Annotated in this window: 13 protein-coding genes and 1 pseudogene; 5 read left to right on the plus strand and 9 right to left on the minus strand. The window is 42.7% G+C overall.

Annotated features, from left to right (window positions below):
- Nucleotides 1-4: 4 nt before the first annotated feature.
- The gene (locus tag G7Y45_RS11145; RefSeq protein WP_005776582.1) at nt 5-1363 is read left to right on the plus strand and encodes an MATE family efflux transporter; all 1359 of its coding nucleotides are present in this window, start codon (nt 5-7) and stop codon (nt 1361-1363) included.
- Here G7Y45_RS11145 and G7Y45_RS11150 read toward each other — a convergent pair whose 3' ends face one another.
- From G7Y45_RS11150 to G7Y45_RS11180, 7 genes are all read right to left on the minus strand, one after another.
- Entirely contained in the window at nt 1364-2251 is an 888-nt protein-coding gene (locus G7Y45_RS11150; protein ID WP_241158975.1) for a hypothetical protein, read from the minus strand. It abuts the gene before it with no gap.
- A 27-nt stretch (nt 2252-2278) separates the two neighbouring features.
- The gene (locus G7Y45_RS11155; RefSeq protein ID WP_371729379.1) at nt 2279-2983 is read right to left on the minus strand and encodes an HmuY family protein; all 705 of its coding nucleotides are present in this window, start codon (nt 2981-2983) and stop codon (nt 2279-2281) included.
- Between the two features lie 5 nt (nt 2984-2988).
- On the minus strand, nt 2989-5343 hold the full coding sequence (locus G7Y45_RS11160; protein WP_165015475.1) for a TonB-dependent receptor: 2355 nt from the start codon (nt 5341-5343) through the stop codon (nt 2989-2991).
- 28 nt (nt 5344-5371) lie between these two features.
- On the minus strand, nt 5372-6007 hold the full coding sequence (locus G7Y45_RS11165; RefSeq protein ID WP_005808896.1) for a DUF4903 domain-containing protein: 636 nt from the start codon (nt 6005-6007) through the stop codon (nt 5372-5374).
- 162 nt (nt 6008-6169) lie between these two features.
- Nucleotides 6170-6664: a calycin-like domain-containing protein gene (locus tag G7Y45_RS11170; protein WP_032530420.1), complete on the minus strand. Its 495-nt coding sequence runs from the start codon at nt 6662-6664 to the stop codon at nt 6170-6172.
- Nucleotides 6665-6721: 57 nt separating this feature from the next.
- Nucleotides 6722-8122 (minus strand): leucine-rich repeat domain-containing protein, encoded by a 1401-nt coding sequence (locus tag G7Y45_RS11175; protein WP_165015478.1) that lies wholly within the window; start codon nt 8120-8122, stop codon nt 6722-6724.
- A 217-nt stretch (nt 8123-8339) separates the two neighbouring features.
- Nucleotides 8340-11111 carry an outer membrane beta-barrel protein gene (locus tag G7Y45_RS11180; protein WP_165015481.1) on the minus strand — a complete coding sequence of 924 codons (2772 nt, stop codon included), beginning with the start codon at nt 11109-11111 and terminating at the stop codon, nt 8340-8342.
- A 479-nt stretch (nt 11112-11590) separates the two neighbouring features.
- Here G7Y45_RS11180 and G7Y45_RS11185 point away from each other — a divergent pair, with 479 nt between their 5' ends.
- The 4 genes and pseudogenes from G7Y45_RS11185 (at nt 11591) to G7Y45_RS11200 (ending at nt 17291) form a co-directional block, all read left to right on the plus strand.
- Complete coding sequence (locus tag G7Y45_RS11185; protein WP_005776592.1) at nt 11591-12037, plus strand: hypothetical protein; 447 nt, start codon at nt 11591-11593, stop codon at nt 12035-12037.
- A 112-nt stretch (nt 12038-12149) separates the two neighbouring features.
- Nucleotides 12150-13500: pseudogene (locus G7Y45_RS11190) on the plus strand (MATE family efflux transporter).
- Between the two features lie 85 nt (nt 13501-13585).
- Nucleotides 13586-15247 carry a putative transporter gene (locus G7Y45_RS11195; protein WP_005776594.1) on the plus strand — a complete coding sequence of 554 codons (1662 nt, stop codon included), beginning with the start codon at nt 13586-13588 and terminating at the stop codon, nt 15245-15247.
- Nucleotides 15248-15296: 49 nt separating this feature from the next.
- Nucleotides 15297-17291 carry a fructose-bisphosphatase class III gene (locus tag G7Y45_RS11200; protein WP_005776595.1) on the plus strand — a complete coding sequence of 665 codons (1995 nt, stop codon included), beginning with the start codon at nt 15297-15299 and terminating at the stop codon, nt 17289-17291.
- A 71-nt stretch (nt 17292-17362) separates the two neighbouring features.
- On the opposite strand, the gene G7Y45_RS11205 is transcribed toward G7Y45_RS11200, so the two are convergent.
- On the minus strand, nt 17363-18520 hold the full coding sequence (locus G7Y45_RS11205) for an LA_2272 family surface repeat-containing protein (protein WP_005776596.1): 1158 nt from the start codon (nt 18518-18520) through the stop codon (nt 17363-17365).
- Nucleotides 18521-18628: 108 nt separating this feature from the next.
- Complete coding sequence (locus G7Y45_RS11210; RefSeq protein WP_032530426.1) at nt 18629-20287, minus strand: AMP-binding protein; 1659 nt, start codon at nt 20285-20287, stop codon at nt 18629-18631.
- Nucleotides 20288-20453: the final 166 nt, after the last annotated feature.

Below are 20453 nucleotides of genomic sequence, written 5' to 3' on the forward strand. Positions count from 1 at the left end.
GGTTATGAATGATAAATATGAAGAGAGGCTTGGTACTGACCGTATGTTGCCGCTTGTATTCAGGATGGCACTTCCTGCAGTAATTGCACAAATTGTAAATCTACTCTACAATATTGTAGACCGAGTCTATATCGGACACATTCCCGGAATTGGTACACAGGCGCTTGCTGGTATCGGTGTGGCAGGTTCTCTAATTATTTTGATTTCCGCCTTCTCTGCTATTGTGGCGGGGGGAGGTGCACCCCTTGCAGCCATAGCTTTAGGGCAGGGCAATCGCTCACATGCAGGAAAAATATTGGGGAATGGTTTTGTGCTATTATTACTTTTTACGCTCCTGACATCTGCCTTATCTTATCTTTTTATGGAGCCGGTACTTTTGTTTACAGGTGCGTCCAATCAGACTCTCGGATATGCTACGGATTATCTTTCGATCTACTTGATCGGTACTCTGTTTGTAGAGGTTTCTGTAGGGTTGAATACCTTTATTAATACTCAGGGCCGTCCCGGTATCGCTATGTTGTCGATTGTTATCGGAGCGCTACTCAATATCCTACTCGATCCTCTGTTTATTTTTGTTTTTGGATGGGGAGTGAAAGGGGCGGCACTTGCTACTATCATTTCGCAAGCTTGCAGTGCTGCTTGGGTATTGGTTTTTCTGACATCCGGCCGTGCTTCTTTGCGACTTGAATCCCGATATATGAAATTGGATAGGAAAGTAGTGGGTGCTATACTGGCACTGGGCGCTTCACCGTTTATTATGGCGAGTACCGAAAGTCTGGTTGGCTTTGTCTTGAATGGGTCTCTGAAAACATTTGGTGATATCTACGTGAGCGCATTGACGATCATGCAGAGTGCCATGCTTTTTGTCAGCGTTCCGCTTTCCGGATTTGCATTGGGATTTGTACCTATTGTGAGCTATAATTACGGGCATGGAAACCGGGAGAGGGTTAAAGAATGCTTTAAGATAGTGATGACCTTTATGTTCTTGTTCAATTTTATTTTGATTCTGCTGATGATCCTGTTTCCGTCTGTCATTGCTTCAGCCTTTACGTCCGATGAAAAACTGATAGAAACCGTAGTGCGGGTGATGCCCGTATTTCTGGCAGGAATGACGATTTTCGGATTGCAGCGGGCATGCCAGAATATGTTTGTCGCACTGGGACAGGCAAAAGTTTCCATTTTCATAGCATTGCTCCGTAAGGTGATTTTGTTGGTTCCGTTGGCTCTGATACTTCCGCATCTGATGGGCGTAGTAGGAGTTTATGCTGCCGAAGGCATATCGGATGCTACGGCAGCTATTTGTTGCACAGCCATCTTCGCTGTTCAGTTCCCGAAGATTATGAATAAATTGGCGATGCGTTGATTACCGAGAGGATTGATGTGCCGCTTTTTGTTTCTTCTTAGAGGCTATATACCATAAATAGATAGCCAATATGACAAAAACAGCCAGAATCGTGATCATCTCTGTTGGATGCCCTAACGGATCAACCCATATTTCGCTGAAGAAATCCATTCGTCCCAATATTTCCACCGGTGTCCAGAATACGATTACCGTGGCTATTGCCATGCGGATGTTTGCTCCCCAAGAGGCAAGTCGTAACTGCCGGCGAAACATGAACACTGAACCGACCAGGCAACCCATACCTATCAACATTGTCACCGGATGATGGTCCCCAAGGAAGTTACTGTCGTAACAGAACATTAGTAATAGGTAGCAACTCCATAACATCATGTTAAGTTCCATGAAGGTAACGATAGATGTATGACGGGTCATGGGGCGTGCCACGATTTCACTTTTCTTACTTCGGAACAATGCCGTCTGACACCAATTGATAAAGTTACAGCCTGTCTTTACACTAAATAGATAGAGCACCATGAACATAGCCCAGAATCCGAATGAGGTCGGCATAATCAGATATTCTGGTCGTGTTACTACTTCTCCATTTAGCATTTCGGGCTGTACTCCATATCGGCTGGCATAGTACATAAATAAAAACTCTACCCAGCCTGTCCAAAAAAGCAGGCCACCGAACAGTCCCCAAAGCGTTTGTTTCGTGTCGTTTCGTGCGAAGACACCGATGATAACCATAAGCAATCCTACTCCTCCCATGGCAAATGCCGTATAATGGAGTGCAGTAGGAATGATCAGATGCTCCATCATAATCATTAGGGCATGTCCCAAAGGCATGGTAAATAGAACTAAAAGAAAAGAAGCAATTGTTTTCCACCAATATCTGGTTTGATTTTTCATTGTTGTTTGTCTCATTTTGGGTTATACTTAATTTAATTCATCACAATAGTAACTGATTTGTCCGCCACTGTCGCCTATCTCCGAATCGGCATTATACCAACTGATGATTTGTATCTTGAAATATCGTTTACCATCGGCGGTACGTATCACGTAGGTGTGATAAGAGGGCGTGTAAACCGGAGGGGGGCCGGCGAAACTCATGGCTTCAGCCAATATCGGATTGGCGCTGGTCAATGTTTTAGCCGGACCGGTATTGGGGTCGAACCACGGATTCTCATTAAAATCCAGCCCATGCTCTATCAGATATTTGTTCCAGTCATTTTGCGACATTGTGACGTATACTTCAGTATCATTGTCTACCGTCCATTTCAAATCAGCGGGTAGTTGCGAAACAGTTTTCCATTTGTCATAGCTTCCATATCCCAGGTCAGCGGCAGCACCCTGACCGATGCCACTGGTACCACTGTTGGTGCGCAGGCGATATCCGCAGAATGCGAGATCCCAATCTGTGCGCTCTTTCTGTTCTCCTTCAGTAATATCCTGATTAGGTGAAAGGGCATTAAACCGCTCTCCGGTACGTAAGTTGAAATAAATCCAATCGTTCGCAACACCGGTGGAATAACCGCATGTGCGGGGCAGTGTCTTACCGGTAAACGGTTCGGCATCATATTTTACACACGAAGTTGTTATAATGCAGCAGAATGACAAGCATAAAGCTTTAAAAACATTCATTTCTCTCATTTCTTTTTCTTTAATGCATTTATTACGTCGTCTATCATAAACTCAATCTGTACGTGTCCGCGGGCACCGGGGGTGGCGGGTACATTGAACATGGTCACTCCCGAACCCAATGTTTTGGGCTTATAGTTTAAAAGGTTGTCGACACCCAGTGTCACTTTTACTTTGTTGTAGAAGGTTTGTGAAACGGCCAGATTACACAGCACATATGCCGGAAGATTGCAACGGAAGTAGGCATCCTTGCTGGTATTCTCCTCCTCAATCCATACACGATCCTGCACATCGAATTTCTTGTTACCCATAAATGATGCGCTGAATATGGCACCCAACCGATAGTTTTTGCGATTGTACTTATAGTCCAAACTGGCTGTAGCTGCGTGAGGAGAGGTGGTGTTAACCTGTACACCTTTAAGTTTGCTCACATTGACAAAACTGTAGGTGGCATTCAGTGTCAGGAAGTCAAACATGCGCCAACGTCCCAGTGCCTCCAGGCCCAGTAAGCGCTGTTTGCTGAGATTAGTGTATTCAAAATTGTATTGCATGTCATAGATTCTCCAGACTCCTTCTATTTTATCTTTAAAGTAGTTTCCGTAAACCGTACCGGACAAGAATAGCCGGTCGTTGGTGTATTCGGCTCCAACTGACATGTAGTTGTTTTTCTCCGGTTGCAGGTATTCGTTGCCTTTTATCTGAAACATGCCCAGATGGTCCCAGTTGAAGAAAAGCTCTTTGATACTGGGTGAACGGTAACCCATTGAATAGTTGGCACGGAAACTCCATTGGTCGTTGGGTGAAAACTTGGCTGCGATTTTGGGCATTCCCATGAATCCGAAAGCATGGGAAAAGTTAGTACGCAACCCGGCGGAAATCATCCATTGTTTAGACACTTCCCATTCGTCCTGCAGAAAATATTCCGTTTCTTTCAGTGACCGTGTAGTCATTTTGCGATTCACAAAACGGTCGCTTGTCAGGTCATCCGAAATATGTTCCACTCCAAAGATCAGATGGTGGGCTTTAAAGTAATTGCTGGTGATGGTCAGTCGTGGTTGCAAGATTCGGCTTTCATATACCTTCTGCCGTTCATTCCGGCGTTCGTGTCGTTTAAAGCGGTCATAAAAATCGCTATGTAAACTTCCGGTTACAGAAAACCAGTCCTTCACATGGTAAGTGGCTTTGATTCCTCCCGTCCAGTCACGTGCCTGACTAAAAGTCAGATCTTGTATCAGGTCGTATGTATTCATGAAGAATGCGCTGCCATAGAGCAAAACCGATAAATCTTTGTTCGGATCGTAATAAACCTTTTGTGAAGCTGAAATATGCTCGGTTCCTTCGATTCCCATAGGCGGACGCGCTGTAGCACTGGTTACAATGATATCGTGAGGTAGGAAGGGATTGGCTTCCTGTGTATATATCTTCTTGTCATTTTCCGCCTGATAAAGATAGAAAGCATCACTTTCGCTGTACCATACATCTGTTTGCGAGGTAAATGCTCCCTGCTTAAAACCTGCGGAGACCCAACTTTGCAGATTTGGGCGGTCAGCATTCTTTTCGAACATGTAGAGGAAGTCACTCTTTGATAGATTTTTATAATTACGTTCGTTCATTTGCCCGTAACGCACTCCGGCATCGATACTAAGAGGTTTGTTCGTCTTTTTAGTTATCAGATTGATAACGGCTCCTGCCGCACGCGAACCATACAGAGTACTACTGGCACCTTTCACAATCTCGATGCGGTCTATGGCATGCAGATTGAAACGTTCGTAATCCAGGTTTCCGGCCATGTCTCCGGTCAGTCGTTCTCCATCCATCAGGAATAACACATGGCGTGCATCAAGTCCCTGCATGCTTATTTCATTGCCAAAGCCTACTTTCTGTATGTTCAATCCCGGTGTTTCCTGCTGCAGAGCCTGCTGCAAGTTTCCATATCCGGCGTCTACCAGTGCTTTTCCTCCCAACACCTGCGTGGTCACCGGAGAAAGTTTGATGGGACGTGCCGTGCGTGAACCCGTTATCACTACTTCGTTCAGTCCCATTACATCTTCCGTCATGTGAAGGGTCAGGTTTCGGGTTGCTTGTGTTATTTTTCCTTTCAGGGGTATGTAGCCTACCGAAGTGATGTGGTAATGGTATGTACCGGGACGAGGGAGATTCAAGATGGCATTGCCATTCAGGTCAGTGATGGCATACAACGTCTTTTCCGGATTATCATTTTCTGCAAATGCTATATTTGCCGCTATTATCGGTTGCTCGGTCTTTGCTTCCAGTATTGTGAGTTGCACTTTTGTTTGGGCCATAGAGGCGGTACATATAAACAGAAGCAGGCATGTGATCGTTACAAATTCTCTTTTTTTCATTTTTCTAAAAGGGTGTGTGATTCACAGTTTATGATAACCCATGTTTCTTCTTATACTCTTCCAAGTCTTTTTCAAATTGTGCGAACTCCTTTTCATAGTTGTTGATGCGCGTCTTGTCTATTGTTTGCAGGAAACACTCCGAGCGAACGTTCATCATGTTGTAGTCCACAATAAAATTAATCTGGTGAGTGTCGGTATTATAATAGCCTTTTACACTACTTCCTTTAGCATTGGCCGGAGTGCCGTCTTTTTCTTCCCCCCAAGTAGAGCCGTCCTCACCATAGAATTTGATCCAGCCTGCACCCGGATATTCGTCTTTTTCCCATGTGTTGAGTTGCATGGTTTGTACGTCACATTTAAAGTTGATGATCATCCCCATTTTGCCTACGGTGAAATTAAGAAGAGACACACTGAAAGTATTTGTATCTGTATTGCTCCAGTCAAACTTAAATTTGGTGGGGCATCCTTTTTCAAGCAATGTTTTATTGACACCATTCAGGGTGGCATGGGTATTCAATACGATTTCTCCGGTCAGAAAATCTTTTGCTTTCTTTACGAGCTCTTCCGAAGCTCCTCCTTTGGTTATTTCTTCGTCGGATGAACAGGATGCCAAAAATAAACAGATACTGCAAAGAATGATATAGGATAATTTTATTGTTTTCATCTTGAAAAATAGTTTTTTATGGTTTATATAATGAATATTCGGTTATTGTTTTTTTATATGAATGAAAGGTTGTTTTCTTGTCACAACAACAAGAAAACAACCTATGGTACATTAGTTCATTTTGTGGAGAATATTATAAAAAACTTTATGCTCCACTAAAATTCACTTTGTTCCTTCAAATGTAACAATTGCTTCGAATAGTGAACCTGAATATTGAGTATTTACGGTAACTGTAAACTTCAGGTAGTTTCCGGTAATTTCTCCTTCCACTAAAGCATCATAGGATAGGGGGAGTATACCGATCTTGAGTTTTACGGCACTTTCACAGGTCTGGCTGAAGTTTCCTCCGGATGCAGGGACAGTGATGTCCATCGCGTCGACCGTAATCGATCCCGGCATCGAACCTATTTTGAATGAATCAATATGAATATTGACCGTTCCGTCTCCATTATCGGTTACATTGGCAACCTTTCCATAAACCGGATTTTTTTCTCCATTCATGTAAACTCGGATCAGGTTACCCTGATAGTTACCTTCCAGACTTTCGGCAACAGTTGCTACTGAACATACGTCACTTGCTGCACTTGCAGAAACATTACTTGAAATAGCTGTCATTCCGAATAAAGCTATTCCCCAGATAAAAACTTTTTTCAACATAAGATTGGTTTTAAAATTAAAATAAAAAATAACACATATATATATGCTTGTTAGCTGTTAAATCTTCTTTGTCCAACGGAAAGCACCATAATCACTGTAGTCTCTGTATCCGGAGTCATTTAGATTTTTTTTGTAAGTACTAAGGAATGTTTTACATGCCTCTTGCTTGAATTCATTTTCTGAAATAAGGATTGTGGCTTTCTGTGCGTCAGCCAGTGGCTTTAGTGTTTCGTACGTTGCACTATAGACATACTGGAAATTGGGATAAGTGATGGTACAATTCTCGAGTTGCAATAATATGACAGCCTGAAAACCGCAGAGAAAGCTTAAATCCATTTTTTTCAATGAAGGCAGGCTGGCCAGTTCTAATTGAGAGACAAGCCCTTTGCTCTGTTCCGGAAATTTGATTTCTTTTAAATTCTCACAATCGAATACATGTAGTACATTAGAGACTGTTTTATCAAAGTCGGTTGCTTCCTGATTGGTGACAAGTGTTTTTGATAGATCCAGTTCTGTCAAATATTTGTTGTTGCTTGAACCGAAACTTGCCAACTTGGCAGATTGTGAAAGATCAATGCCCTCAGGGGTATCTGCATTCAGAATGAAAAGGGCTTTAAGGTTGTCACGAGGCATAAGATAAGCAACCGAACAATGATTCATGCACTCAACTTGCACATAGAATGGTTTGTAGAAAGGATTATTGATAAAATATTCTAATCCTTCAATTGAATGTATATTTTCATTATCCGCATACCAGGCATCTATGTTAATGCCGCTGCCTTGTTCGGTCAGGGCCATTGGCTTACTAATGTCAATCTGGTTTCCATCTTTTGTAAACAGGCTTGCAAACTTCGATTTCAGATAAGTGCGGAAGTATTCATCGGGAATATCACGCAAGGTGGTATAGGCTTGCAGGGTTCCGTTTGCATTTTGCATCTGCATGTCGGTGGCTGCACTGGCGGCATGGAATGGAACCAGATCCTCTATATTGTATTTGGCCGCTTCCGGTAAATAAAATTTGGTGAGTGGATGTAAGACAGTAGTGCTCATTTCATCATTTACCATTTTCACATCTACCAAACCTTTAAAATCATATATTTTATTACCTGATAAATCAATCGCAGTAATGCTTTTGGGCAATGCGGAGAAGTCGAAAACGGGGCCATACTCATTGTTCGATAGATTAATTTCAGCAAGGTTAGGCAATACTTCCAGTCCCGATAGATTAGCAATTTTGGTGCCCGATAGATCAAGCGAAGTTGTACTTTTTACTTTATCATCCTGTACCAGTTTGCCTTCTGCATTAAAGGTATATCCTTTTTGTTGCAAGATAGTTCTTAGTTCAGTATTTGTCACTTCCACTCCATTCCAATCAATGTTGTTATCGTTAGTACATGAAGTGAAACATATACCGGAAACTGCTATAAACGTGCTAATATACGTTTGAATTTTGTTCATTGTTTAATGATGGGTTTTTTGATAATTAATATTTGTTTTAATCCGGTTACAAAGTTATATGCGGTTTAAAATATGTACAATACCCATTTATGGGTATTCTGCTGTTGAAGTTTAATAGTAAACTTTTTAATATAAATATATTTTATTGGTTGTTGTAGTTTGTATTTTATGAGATGACTTTTTATAGAAGATATTTATGTTAAAAAGAATCGTGCTATTACTGCTTGTGTAGAGGACGGTTAAAGCGGTATTTCATCGAGATTATAAAATAACTTCCTATTTGTTGGGTGTGGTGTTCGGAAAAACCACTCGATGTTGTATTTCGGCTGTAGTTTTTCTTTTGATTCAGCATGTCTGCCCAATAGACTGATAATTCGGCCTGCTTTTTTTTCAGGAAGCGCCAGGTGATACCTGTATTCCATACTATCTGGTCGTCTTCTCCCTTCCGGATATTTGTACCATTACGAAAAGTATAGGTCGCGTCGGTTTTTAATTGTATGTTGCCGGGTAAATCGGCATAGGCATTGAATCCCAGAGAATAGTTACGGGTGTACGTATTTGTCTGCCGCAATGAATTGGAAGAGTGTTGAAAGCGCCAGTTCCCATTCAGGTCGATACTTCCCCATTTAGGGAAGTATCCCAGTCGTAAATTTGCGTTCAGTCCGGTGTTATGGGTAGTACTGTGGTCCGGTTGTTCACTTTCCCCTTCATTGATGAGACCGACATTTTGGATAAAAGATCCTCCTCCGACGGCCGAAATATTAAAACTACGGATGCGTTTCTGGTAACGTAGTGTTCCATGGATGTTCCAGTTACCATTTATGTTTACCGGATAACTCTCTCGCCCTCCCGTTTGCCGGTTATAGGTAATGGTACGGGTCTGGCTGTTTACCTCGTTTTGCCAGTTCAATGTAGCGAATATACCTTTTCGGATGTTTTGTGCTTCCAAACGGACAGATTGGTTATATGAGGGCTTCAGGTCAGGATTGCCGCGTGTGATATTTAGCGGGTCGCTATTGTCGGTCAGTGAAAGCAAGTCGGTTAGGGAAGGTTGTCGGGTATCTCCCCGATAGTTCAAGCGTATCAGACTTTTCCCTTTTTTCCACAGAATGGTGAATGTCGGTCGGAATCCGACTGAATACATGGTAGTATCGGCTTGTCTCAGCCCTGTCTTCTGATCCAGACTGCGTTGCTCAGGCTGAATCGATAGTCCGGTAACAATGTTCCATACCCGGGTGGAGTAGTTTATATGGAAAGAGACTTCGTGTCCGAGTGTGTGACTGTGGCTTCGGTTACTAAGGCTGTCGGTATATCCGGTTTCATACTGCGGAGGCAGATAGCCGGGAGGATCTGTTGTTTCATCCGTCAGACCGGATAGGTTATAAGTGTTACGGTCGCTCTGCTGTTTGCTATAGTTCAAATTGTAAGAGAGCTGCATTTGAACTTTTTTTGTAAAAGGGTGAGTGAATATCAGTCCGATATTCTGATTCCGGTTTCCGTTAGGGCTTCGCTGATATTGATTCCGATAGAGAACCGAGTCATTCCCTAAGCTATTTTCCAATCGGTAATAGGTGGTTGACGAAATAGTGAAACTTTCATTTTTACCTTTGCTGTCACTATATTGTGCCATCAGGCTGAGGCTGCTTCCTTTTCGGTTTATTTGGCGCGTGATGTTGGCATTGAAAGTATATTGGAGGCGCTTGTCTGTAGATAATGAATTCATTGTTATATCGTTGAGTCGCATATCATCGGGGATATTACCGATATTGCCGAAAGGGTCTGATGTTCCGAGATTGGGATTTTCGTCGAATGCGGCTTGCCGGTTGTTATTGGTGTTGTTCCCTCTGCCTGAGTTCAGATTGCCGGAGAAGCTCACAAAGGTCTTTTCGTTTATTTGCCAACGCAGGGCAAGCATAGAGTTTATGGTATGGTTTCGGTTTGTACTTTCACCGGCAGAATATTGGTATTTATTTCCCGTACTCAGGTATTGTTCATAGTATCCGGTCGATTTATTACTGTTATTGTTATGATTATAAGTCGTATTACCATTAATGGTCAAATTTCTGCCGAATCTTTTCACAAAGTTAAGTGCTATGTTATCCTGTATATTGTCCTTGTAACTGGTTGTCATGTTACGGTTACCCGAACGGACGATCAGTGAAAGGTTCTCACCGCCTTTTTTAAAGTAGTTACCTAATAATTCAAGGTCCTTCTTATTATAGTTGCCCAGTCCGGCTTTACCCGATGCCAGCAAAGTGCTGTTGAATTCTTTTTTGGTTTGCAGGTCTAAGACATAATTTTCTTTTCCGCTACTGACTCCTGTCGTTTTTTCCAGATCACTTTTTTTATCGTATACCTTTATTTTATTGATCAGTTCTACCGGTAAATTTTCCAATGCCAGACTGTTATTTCCGGAAAAAAAGGCTTCACCGTTAACGTTGATTTCAGTAATGGGCAGACCATTATAGACCAGAGTTTTATCTTTGCTGTTGTATTCCAACCCGGGAATACGTTTTACGAGATCTTCCAGATAACTACCTTCCGGTGTTTTATAAGCAGACGCATTGATTATGGTAGTATCGCCTATCTGCTCTATTTCACGTACTTGTGCGGTAACTGTTACTTCATCCAGTTCGATACCCTCTTTCAGTACAATGTTTTCCAGATGAATGTCAGGAACATTTTCTGTTAACTTATGGAATACTGGTTGCATTCCTGTATAAGAAACTTTCAATAAATAGCGTTTATCTTTGTACGCAGGATACCGGAGGCTAAACTTCCCATTTGCGTTGCTTGTCGTGCCTTTAACAAGCGTAGAATCTTTTTCGTTGATGACGAGAACGCTGGCGTAAGGTAAGGACTCTTTTTCTTTTGCGTCTGCTGCCATGCTCCATATTTGTCCGCTGACTCTTTGGGACTGTTGGGCATATAGCTCAATAGCCATTCCGGAAATTAAAAGCAATAAGATACAGGTTTTACGCACGTCCATTTCGTATGTTTAGTATGAATGGTTGCAAAATTAGCGAGTTTCAGGTTTGCGTTCAATACCTTTTATTAGGTATAATAATCAGATTTATGAGTCATAGTTCTCAATGCATGTAACCGGAATTATATATAAAGGGTGGGAGTGCAGATTATCGGATATAAAAAAAGGCTACTCTCACGAGCAACCAATCTTTGTTAACCTTAAATCTAATACTATGAAAAACACATTGCAAATGTACGGATTTGGATTATATCTGCAAATTATTCGGATATAAATCTCCATTTTGTAACGTTATTTAGCGAATTGTCGTTTTCTGTTAACGTTTGATATGTCCTTTTTAGAGCTTTCGGTCTTCTTACTCCTGTTTCCCTCTTTTAATTAGGCGATTCCCTCCGAAGATGTAGGTTTTTTCTTTTTCCTGAGATCATTTGTTTCCCTACTTTTGTTCACATCAAACTGATATAACTAAAAAACTATACGATATGAAAACTTTAGCTTTCAAATATTTAAAATTGTTTCTGCTGGCAGTGGCAATGGTAAATCTTACTTCATGTGAGATAGAGATAGATGACTTTTATGACGATGATAACATTGGCGGTTCCTATTATAACAAGTCCCTCGATCTTTGCAGTCGTACCTGGGCAGATACGTTTTATGATGCTGACGGAAACTATTGTTATCAGGAGTTGAATTTTTATCTGGACCGTCATGGTGAAGATTATATTCGTGTGGAATATCCCAATGGACGTTATTCCGAATCGGTGTACTCTTTTACCTGGAATTGGGAAGACCGTTCTCAATATTCTCTCCGGATGGTCTATGGTCCCGGTGATGTTTCCTATCTGGATGATGTCTGGATCAGGGGGAATGTACTGAGTGGATACTTGGACGGACATGATAATTATGTTGACTTTACAGGAGTGAGATAACCCGAACCTTTATTGAAATAATTGTAGGCGGATTGATATATTCTTGATATATGTCAATCCGCTTTTTCAGTGTTTTTAAATACCTTTGCAGCCCGAAAAGGATTAAGGTAAAATGACACACAGAATTCAACAGGAGAGCATAAAGAGGCGCTTGGCAAAACTGGCCGCTCCGATTTTTATTGAAACATTACTGATAATGATGCTGGGAGCGGTCGACACCATTATGCTGAGCCGCCATTCTGATAACAGTGTAGCTGCGGTCGGAGTTGTCAATCAGATTATCATGCTGACTTTCCTGGTGTTTGAAGTGATCAATTTGGGTACGTCCGTGCTCTGTTCGCAGTATCTTGGTGCGAGGCTCGAAAAGAAAGTGGTACAGGTGGTAGGTGTGTCGTTACTTGTTAATTTATTGGTTGGAGGGATTATCAGTGTGCTTCTGTTTACGATGGCCCGCACCATTCTGCAATGGATGGGGTTGGGACCCGAACTGATGGCTGACGGTATGGATTATATGCGTATCGTGGGTGCTTTCGCCTTTTTTCAGGCCATTTCTCTTACACTTTCAGCTTCTTTACGCAGTGCCAATAAGGCTATATATCCGATGTTGGTAACAGTGGTAATCAATATTCTTAATATCATCGGTAACTATTCGCTGATTTTTGGTAAGTTCGGTTTTCCCGAACTCGGGGTAGAAGGGGCTGCAATCTCTACTGCTTTCAGCAGGGGAGTGTCTATGGTTATTCTGTTTATTATTCTGTTCCGCAAACATATCCATCGTTTCCCTTTGGCTTATTTCCGGCCTTTCCCTTTTGTAGAGCTGAAAAATTTGATGCGGGTTGGTCTGCCCTCTGCAGGTGAGCAACTTTCATACAGTTCATCGCAGGTAGTCATTACTTTTTTCATTAACATGCTTGGAGTTGAAGCGTTGGCTACCCGCACCTATTGTGTCAATATCATTATGTTTGTCTATTTATTCTATATCCATGGCACAGGGAGGTGCTATCTGTATCGGACATCTGATAGGGGAGAAGAAACCCCATGCAGCATTTCTGCTTGGGAAATATGTGATGAAGAAGTCGGTAATGATTACTTTGATTCTTTCATGTATTATTGCGGCTTCAGGCCACACTCTATTGAGTTGGCTGACTTCCAATCCCGAAATTATCCGTATGGGAGTGATTGTATTGCTGATTGATGTGGTACTTGAAATAGGCCGTCCCATTAATATTTTTGCGACGAATGCCCTGCGTGCAGCGGGTGATGTGAATTATCCTTTTTATGTCGGGTTGATTGTGATGTGGAGTGTTGCTGTCGGTGTCGGTTATTTATTTGGAATTTACTGGGCCTGGGGCATTTGCGGTATGTGGGTTGCTTTTGCTCTCGACGAGAACATTCGAGGAATTATTTTTGTCCGTCGCTGGTATGGGATGAAGTGGGTTAATAAAAGCTTTGTGAGGTCGTAAATAGTTGCTATCTTTGCGGACGCTAATGTATCCTTATGCGTTTCACGGATACATTGGCTTATGGATACATTGGTAAATTATTCACATGGAGTGGTTATATAGTCTCTTTATCGAACATTCTGCTTTGCAGGCAGTTGTCGTTCTTTCCCTGATTTCCGCCATTGGGCTTGGATTGGGCAAAATTCATGTTTGTGGCATTTCACTTGGCGTTACTTTTGTCTTTTTTGCCGGCATTCTGGCCGGACATTTCGGATTGTCCATAGATCCGCAGATGCTGAACTACGCCGAGAGTTTCGGACTTATTATTTTTGTATATGCCTTGGGGTTACAGGTTGGTCCAGGATTCTTTAGTTCATTCCGTAAGGGAGGAGTTACCCTCAATATGCTTGCTATTGCCGTGGTGATTCTGGGCACTCTTCTTACGGTTGTTTGCAGTTATACCACAGAAGTTTCATTGCCCAATATGGTTGGTATCCTGTGCGGTGCCACGACCAATACCCCGGCTTTGGGTGCAGCCCAGCAGACACTGAAACAGATGGGGCTTGAAAGCAGTACACCTGCTCTGGGATGTGCAGTGGCCTATCCTCTTGGAGTGATCGGAGTCATTCTGGCTGTTCTGTTGATCCGTAAACTGTTAGTGCGTCGTGAAGACCTTGAAGTGAAGGAGAAAGATGATGCCAACAAAACCTATATTGCCGCTTTCCAGGTACACAACCCCGCTATTTTTGATAAAAGCATTAAAGATATCGCTCACATGAGCTATCCCAAATTTGTTATCTCCCGCTTGTGGAGAGACGGCAATGTCAGTATTCCCACATCCGAAAAGATCATAAAAGAGGGTGACCGCCTGTTGGTTGTTACTTCCGAAAAAGATGCGTTAGCGCTTACCGTGTTGTTTGGCGAGCAAGAGAATACGGATTGGAATAAAGAAGATATCGACTGGAATGCCATCGACAGCCAGTTGATTTCACAACGCATTGTCGTTACCCGTCCAGAGTTGAACGGGAAGAAGTTGGGAGCTCTTCGTCTTCGTAATCATTACGGAATCAATATCAGCCGTGTATACCGTTCGGGTGTGCAGTTGTTGGCTACTCCCGAACTGACATTGCAGTTGGGTGACCGCCTGACAGTAGTCGGTGAAGCAGCTGCCATTCAGAATGTGGAAAAGGTACTTGGAAATGCTGTTAAAAGCTTGAAAGAACCCAATCTTGTGGCTGTGTTTGTAGGTATTATCCTGGGACTGGCTCTGGGTGCCGTGCCGTTTTCAATTCCCGGTATCAGTACACCTATTCGCCTCGGATTGGCGGGCGGACCTATCATTGTGGGTATCCTGATCGGAACTTTCGGTCCCCGTTTGCATATGATTACTTATACCACCCGTAGTGCCAATCTGATGCTGCGTGCTTTGGGATTGTCACTTTACCTTGCCTGCCTGGGATTGGATGCAGGTGCCCATTTTTTCGATACGGTTTTTCGTCCCGAAGGTCTTTTGTGGATCGGCCTTGGCTTCGGTCTGACCGTTGTGCCTACTGTGCTTGTGGGTTTCTTTGCTTTTAAGATTATGAAGATCGACTTTGGTAGCGTTTCCGGCATGTTATGTGGCAGTATGGCCAATCCGATGGCGCTGAACTATGCCAATGATACCATTCCCGGGGATAATCCGTCGGTAGCTTATGCTACGGTTTATCCGTTGAGTATGTTCCTCCGCGTCATTATAGCCCAGGTGTTGCTCATGTTTCTTCTGTAATCATTTTAGGGTGAATTTTAAAATTGTAAATCGTTAAATCGTAAATCATATGACTGCTCAAAGTAATATAACCCCCGAAAGTATCGTTGCCGATCTGCGTTATCTGCAACTGCTTTCACGCAGCTTCCCGACCATTGCCGCCGCCAGTACCGAAATTATCAATCTTGAAGCTATTTTGAATCTCCCTAAAGGAACCGAACACTTTCTGACTGATATACATGGCGAATATGAAGCTTTCCAGCATGTGCTGAAGAACGCTTCGGGAGCCGTAAAGCGGAAAGTAAACGAGATCTTCGGGCACACTCTCCGTGAAATTGAGAAGAAAGAGCTTTGTACCCTTATTTATTATCCGGAAGAGAAACTGCAGTTGATAAAAGCTACCGAAACAGATATTGACGATTGGTATCTGATCACGCTCAATCAGCTGGTGAAGGTGTGCCAGAATGTATCTTCCAAATATACCCGTTCGAAGGTTCGCAAATCATTGCCGGCCGAGTTCTCCTATATCATTCAGGAATTACTTCACGAGTCAACTATCGAGCCCAATAAGCATGCTTATATCAATGTGATTATCAGTACTATCATTTCAACCCGTCGTGCCGACGATTTTATCATAGCCATGTGCAATCTGATACAGCGTCTTACGATCGATTCACTCCATATCGTTGGCGATATCTACGACCGTGGTCCGGGTGCCCATATCATTATGGATACTTTGTGCGATTATCACAATTTCGATATCCAATGGGGGAATCACGATATTCTCTGGATGGGAGCGGCATCGGGAAATGAAGCGTGCATGGCCAATGTCATTCGCCTTTCCATGCGATATGGTAATCTCGGGACATTGGAAGACGGTTATGGCATTAATCTTTTGCCGCTTGCTACTTTTGCGATGGATACTTACGCAGATGATCCCTGCACTATTTTTGCACCTAAGACCAATTTTGCCGATTCTACTTATAATGAAAAGACCTTGAGGTTGATTACCCAGATGCATAAAGCCATCACTATCATTCAGTTTAAGCTGGAGGCAGGCATCATCAATCGTCGTCCGGAGTTTGGTATGGAAGGCCGCAAACTACTTGAGAAAATCGATTTTGAACGGGGGGTATTTGTTTATGAGGGCAAAGAATATTCGTTGCGTGACACAAACTTCCCCACGGTCGATCCGGCAGACCCTTATCGCCTGAGTGATGAAGAACAGGAGTTGATCGAAAAGATACACTATTCGTTTATGAATAGTGAGAAGTTGAAGAAGCATATGCGTTGTCTCTTTACCTATGGAGGTATGTATCTGGTGTGCAATTCCAATCTGCTTTATCATGCCTCTGTGCCTCTCAACGAAGATGGAAGTTTCAAACATGTGAATATCTGCGGAAAAGAATATTGGGGAAAGAATTTGCTGGATAAGATCGATCAGCTAATCCGTACGGCTTATTTTGATGAAGATGACGAAGAGGAGAAACGCTTTGCGATGGATTATATCTGGTATCTGTGGTGTGGTCCGGATGCTCCCTCGTTCGATAAAGATAAGATGGCTACTTTTGAACGTTATTTCATTGCGGACAAAAGTTTGCATAAAGAGACGAAAGGATATTATTATGCGTTGCGTAATAAAGAAGAAATCTGTGACCGTATTCTTGAAGAATTCGGAGTGACGGGACAGCATACTCATATTATCAACGGGCATGTGCCGGTAAAAACCATAAAAGGGGAACAACCCATGAAAGCAGGTGGAAAATTATTGGTGATCGATGGCGGCTTTTCAAAAGCCTATCAACCGGAGACCGGTATTGCCGGATATACGCTGGTATATCATTCGCATGGGCTGCAGTTGGTCCAGCATGAACCTTTCCAGTCTACTCAGAAGGCAATAGAGGAGGGGCAGGACATTAAGTCGACTACTTTTGTTATTGAATTCAATTCACAGCGGATGATGGTGAAAGATACCGATAAGGGGAAAGAGCTGGTAACGCAAATTCAAGATTTAAAGAAGTTATTGGTAGCTTATCGGATCGGGTTGATCAAGGAGAAGGTCTGATCAGGTTCACCACAGAGTCCCACAGAGGAATAATTTAAATATAAACTCTGTGAGACTCTGTGGTAAATCAATTAGAACAGAACCACTCCCGCTTCAGCGATCAGTCCCTTGTCATAAGTCTTGGCTTTATTATAGTAACGGCTGCCACCATAACCGCCGGTTACGAATAAACCGAATTTATCCGTAAACCGATATTCCAGATTGAGGCGTGCCTGTAAAGCATAGAGACGCGCCGGAATACCCTCTACTTTTTTATTCCGGAAAGTTTCGATGTGCTGAAAGCCTAAATCGCCACTTACAAACAGATTTTTGTAGAGAGGAAGTTCGAGACCTGCCCGGTAGAATAAAGCTGCAGAAAATTTGTCATTGAAATCGAGATAATGTGTACCTCCACCGAGTATAGTGTAGAAGAGTTTGTTCTTAAAGCGGGCACCTACATTGATTTTGGTTCTGTTGCCTCCAAATACCATTAATTGTACTTTGGTTTGCGGATTTGCATTGACCAGTCCCAATTGGAGCCCTTTCATGTCATCTTTATAATAATTGAAAAGTCCGATTTGCAATCCTTTCGCTTTCGACGCAAAATTGAACAACCCCAATTGTGCTCCGTTCATTTGGCCGCCGGTCACGTTGGCGAGTGCGGAGAGCTGCAACCCATTCATTTTTTCTCCCACTACATTCAGCAGTCCCGACATCATAAGTCCGTCATATTCCTCACCGGTTACGTTGGCAAGGCCTGCCAGTTGTACACCTGCGGCTTTATCACCTGTGATGTTCATGATACCACTGATCATTAATCCGCGTGTATTGTCTCCGGCGATATTGCTTAAGCCGGTAATCAATACGCCTTTCGCTTTATTTCCCGTAATATTTACGAGTCCCGAGACGGACAATCCTGCCAGGTCGTTACCATTTACGTTACTGATACCTCCAATTTGTACGCCACGCATACTTCCTCCGGCAAGATTGGCGAGCCCGGAGATTTGAACACCGTTCATATCGTTTTGCACCATACTGCCGAAAGCATTGATACCTACACCATGTAACTTATGCATAGCCGAGAAAAGTCCCAGGTTGACATAAGTAGTCTGTGTACTGTCAAGTGGTTGCGTACATGCTTTTTTCCATAAAGAAAGATTAATTCCACCACTTTTATTTCCGCCTTTATTCTGTGCAGGCAGACAGACTGCAGCCGAAAGAAGAGCTGCAACAAGAATGATTTTCTTCATAAGCTAAGTTTTTAAAACGCAAATTACGCAGATTTGCACGGATTATCCTATTAAAATCTATGCAAATCTGCGTAATCGATGTCTTTTTAATGAAAATAGAAATTATTTTTAACCTTTGGCTTCCTGATACAAGAAGCGTTTGATACTCTTTTTCGGAGTCTTTTCAAACTCTTCCGGATAGATTTTCATTTTCGAAATCTGGCTATAAGCCGGGAGCATTTCATTCAGGGTAATCCGGTTTTCCTCCATTACCCGTTCCATATCTTCATTCTTCAAGCCATGCGCGAAGGCTTCGTCAAAATCCGGATAAACCAATCCTACCAGTTTGTCGTTTTGTTGTACGATAATACTTTCGGCCACGTATGGCAGGTTGTTCAGTTTATCTTCTATTTCCTCCGGATAGATATTTTGTCCGCTGGCACTGAGCAACATGTTTTTGCTACGTCCCTTGATTGTGATGTTTCCTTCGGCATCTTCCAAAGCGAGGTCACCGGTATGCAGCCAGCCGTCTTTGTCGATCACCTGGGCGGTAGCCTCTTCATTTTTGTAGTAACCCAACATTACGTTCGGACCTTTGCAAACAATTTCGCCTACCACATTCTCCGGGTCGGGCGAAAGGACTTTCACCTCCATGTTGAGTGCAGCTTTTCCACATGAACCCGGTTTGAAGCGTTTCCAGTCTTCGTAACAAATAATAGGACCGCACTCGGTCATACCATAGCCCACTGTATAAGGGAAGTCAATCATTCTTAGGAATTGTTCTACCTCCTGGTTGAAGGCGGCTCCACCTACAATGACAGCTTCAAAGTTGCCGCCAAAGCCTTTTATCATCTCTTCGCGTACCGTTGCTTTAATCTTATCATTGATAATCGGCACTTTAAGCAGCAGCTTCATGGTAGGAGTCTCCAACTTCGGAAGTACGCTCTTCTTAATGATCTTTTCAATAATCAGCGGAACAGCCACGATCAGATTGGGTTTTACCTCGGCAAACGCCTGGAAGATAATCTTTGGGCTTGGCATACGGGTGAGGAAATAGATCTGACACCCTACCGCAAATTCATACAGGAACTCAAAGGCCAGTCCGTACATGTGTGCCATCGGCAGCATGGATACGATTTTATCACCTGCTTTCAGTGGAAGTACCTCGAAAGCGAAAGTCGTATTCGACCATAAGCTGCGATAGGGGAGCATTACACCTTTTGAATAGCTGGTGGTTCCCGAGGTATAGTTGATAACAGCCAACTCTTCAGGCTGATCCTTATGATATTCGATATGTTCCTTACGGAAATTTTTGGGGAATTTCTTCCCGAACATTTCGTTGAGGTGTTCACGTGCGTGAGTCAGTCGTTCGCTACGTGATACCAGTAACGTAAAATCGTTCATCATCAGGATACCTTCGAGCAACGGCATGGCAGACTCATTGAGGTTTTCCCAGACCACGTCTCCTACAAACAGGAGTTTGGCTTCCGAGTGATTGACGATGTTGTGTACATTATCAGCTTTGAATTCGTGTAAGATGGGGACGATAACCGCTCCATAAGTGAGAGTCGCGAGGAAAGTAACTCCCCAATGGGAACTATTTCTCCCGCAAACGGCTATTTTGTCTCCTTTGCGGATTCCGCTTTCTTCAAAGATGATGTGGAGCTTTTCTATTTTGCGGGCTACGTCTTTATACTGTAGGGTGGCACCCTTATAATCTGTCAGGGCATCCAGATCCCAATTGTTTTTGATACTGTTTTCAATGTAAGCTATAAAACTTTGTTCCATTGTTTTTTGCACATTTGATGATAAATTGTGCAAATATAGCCATTTAATTGAGATTTGAAAACTTAGAAGCTATTTAAATTTTTCTTTTGCAGCTTTCATTGTATTCATCACGGGATAACACGAAGGACATAGAGTTTTATTTTTTTCTATTTTAAAACTCTGTGTC

The sequence above is a fragment of the Bacteroides sp. ZJ-18 genome (assembly GCF_011038705.2).
GTDB classification, from domain to species: Bacteria; Bacteroidota; Bacteroidia; order Bacteroidales; family Bacteroidaceae; genus Bacteroides; species Bacteroides hominis.

Excerpts from the sequence above, each read along its gene's own strand:
- G7Y45_RS11145 (WP_005776582.1), top strand. The coding sequence starts at position 5 with ATGAATGATAAATATGAAGAGAGGCTTGGTACTGACCGTATGTTGCCG.
- G7Y45_RS11150 (WP_241158975.1), bottom strand. The coding sequence starts at position 2,251 with ATGAAAAATCAAACCAGATATTGGTGGAAAACAATTGCTTCTTTTCTT.
- G7Y45_RS11155 (WP_371729379.1), bottom strand. The coding sequence starts at position 2,983 with ATGAATGTTTTTAAAGCTTTATGCTTGTCATTCTGCTGCATTATAACA.
- G7Y45_RS11160 (WP_165015475.1), bottom strand. The coding sequence starts at position 5,343 with ATGAAAAAAAGAGAATTTGTAACGATCACATGCCTGCTTCTGTTTATA.
- G7Y45_RS11165 (WP_005808896.1), bottom strand. The coding sequence starts at position 6,007 with ATGAAAACAATAAAATTATCCTATATCATTCTTTGCAGTATCTGTTTA.
- G7Y45_RS11170 (WP_032530420.1), bottom strand. The coding sequence starts at position 6,664 with ATGTTGAAAAAAGTTTTTATCTGGGGAATAGCTTTATTCGGAATGACA.
- G7Y45_RS11175 (WP_165015478.1), bottom strand. The coding sequence starts at position 8,122 with ATGAACAAAATTCAAACGTATATTAGCACGTTTATAGCAGTTTCCGGT.
- G7Y45_RS11180 (WP_165015481.1), bottom strand. The coding sequence starts at position 11,111 with ATGGACGTGCGTAAAACCTGTATCTTATTGCTTTTAATTTCCGGAATG.
- G7Y45_RS11185 (WP_005776592.1), top strand. The coding sequence starts at position 11,591 with ATGAAAACTTTAGCTTTCAAATATTTAAAATTGTTTCTGCTGGCAGTG.
- G7Y45_RS11195 (WP_005776594.1), top strand. The coding sequence starts at position 13,586 with ATGGAGTGGTTATATAGTCTCTTTATCGAACATTCTGCTTTGCAGGCA.
- G7Y45_RS11200 (WP_005776595.1), top strand. The coding sequence starts at position 15,297 with ATGACTGCTCAAAGTAATATAACCCCCGAAAGTATCGTTGCCGATCTG.
- G7Y45_RS11205 (WP_005776596.1), bottom strand. The coding sequence starts at position 18,520 with ATGAAGAAAATCATTCTTGTTGCAGCTCTTCTTTCGGCTGCAGTCTGT.
- G7Y45_RS11210 (WP_032530426.1), bottom strand. The coding sequence starts at position 20,287 with ATGGAACAAAGTTTTATAGCTTACATTGAAAACAGTATCAAAAACAAT.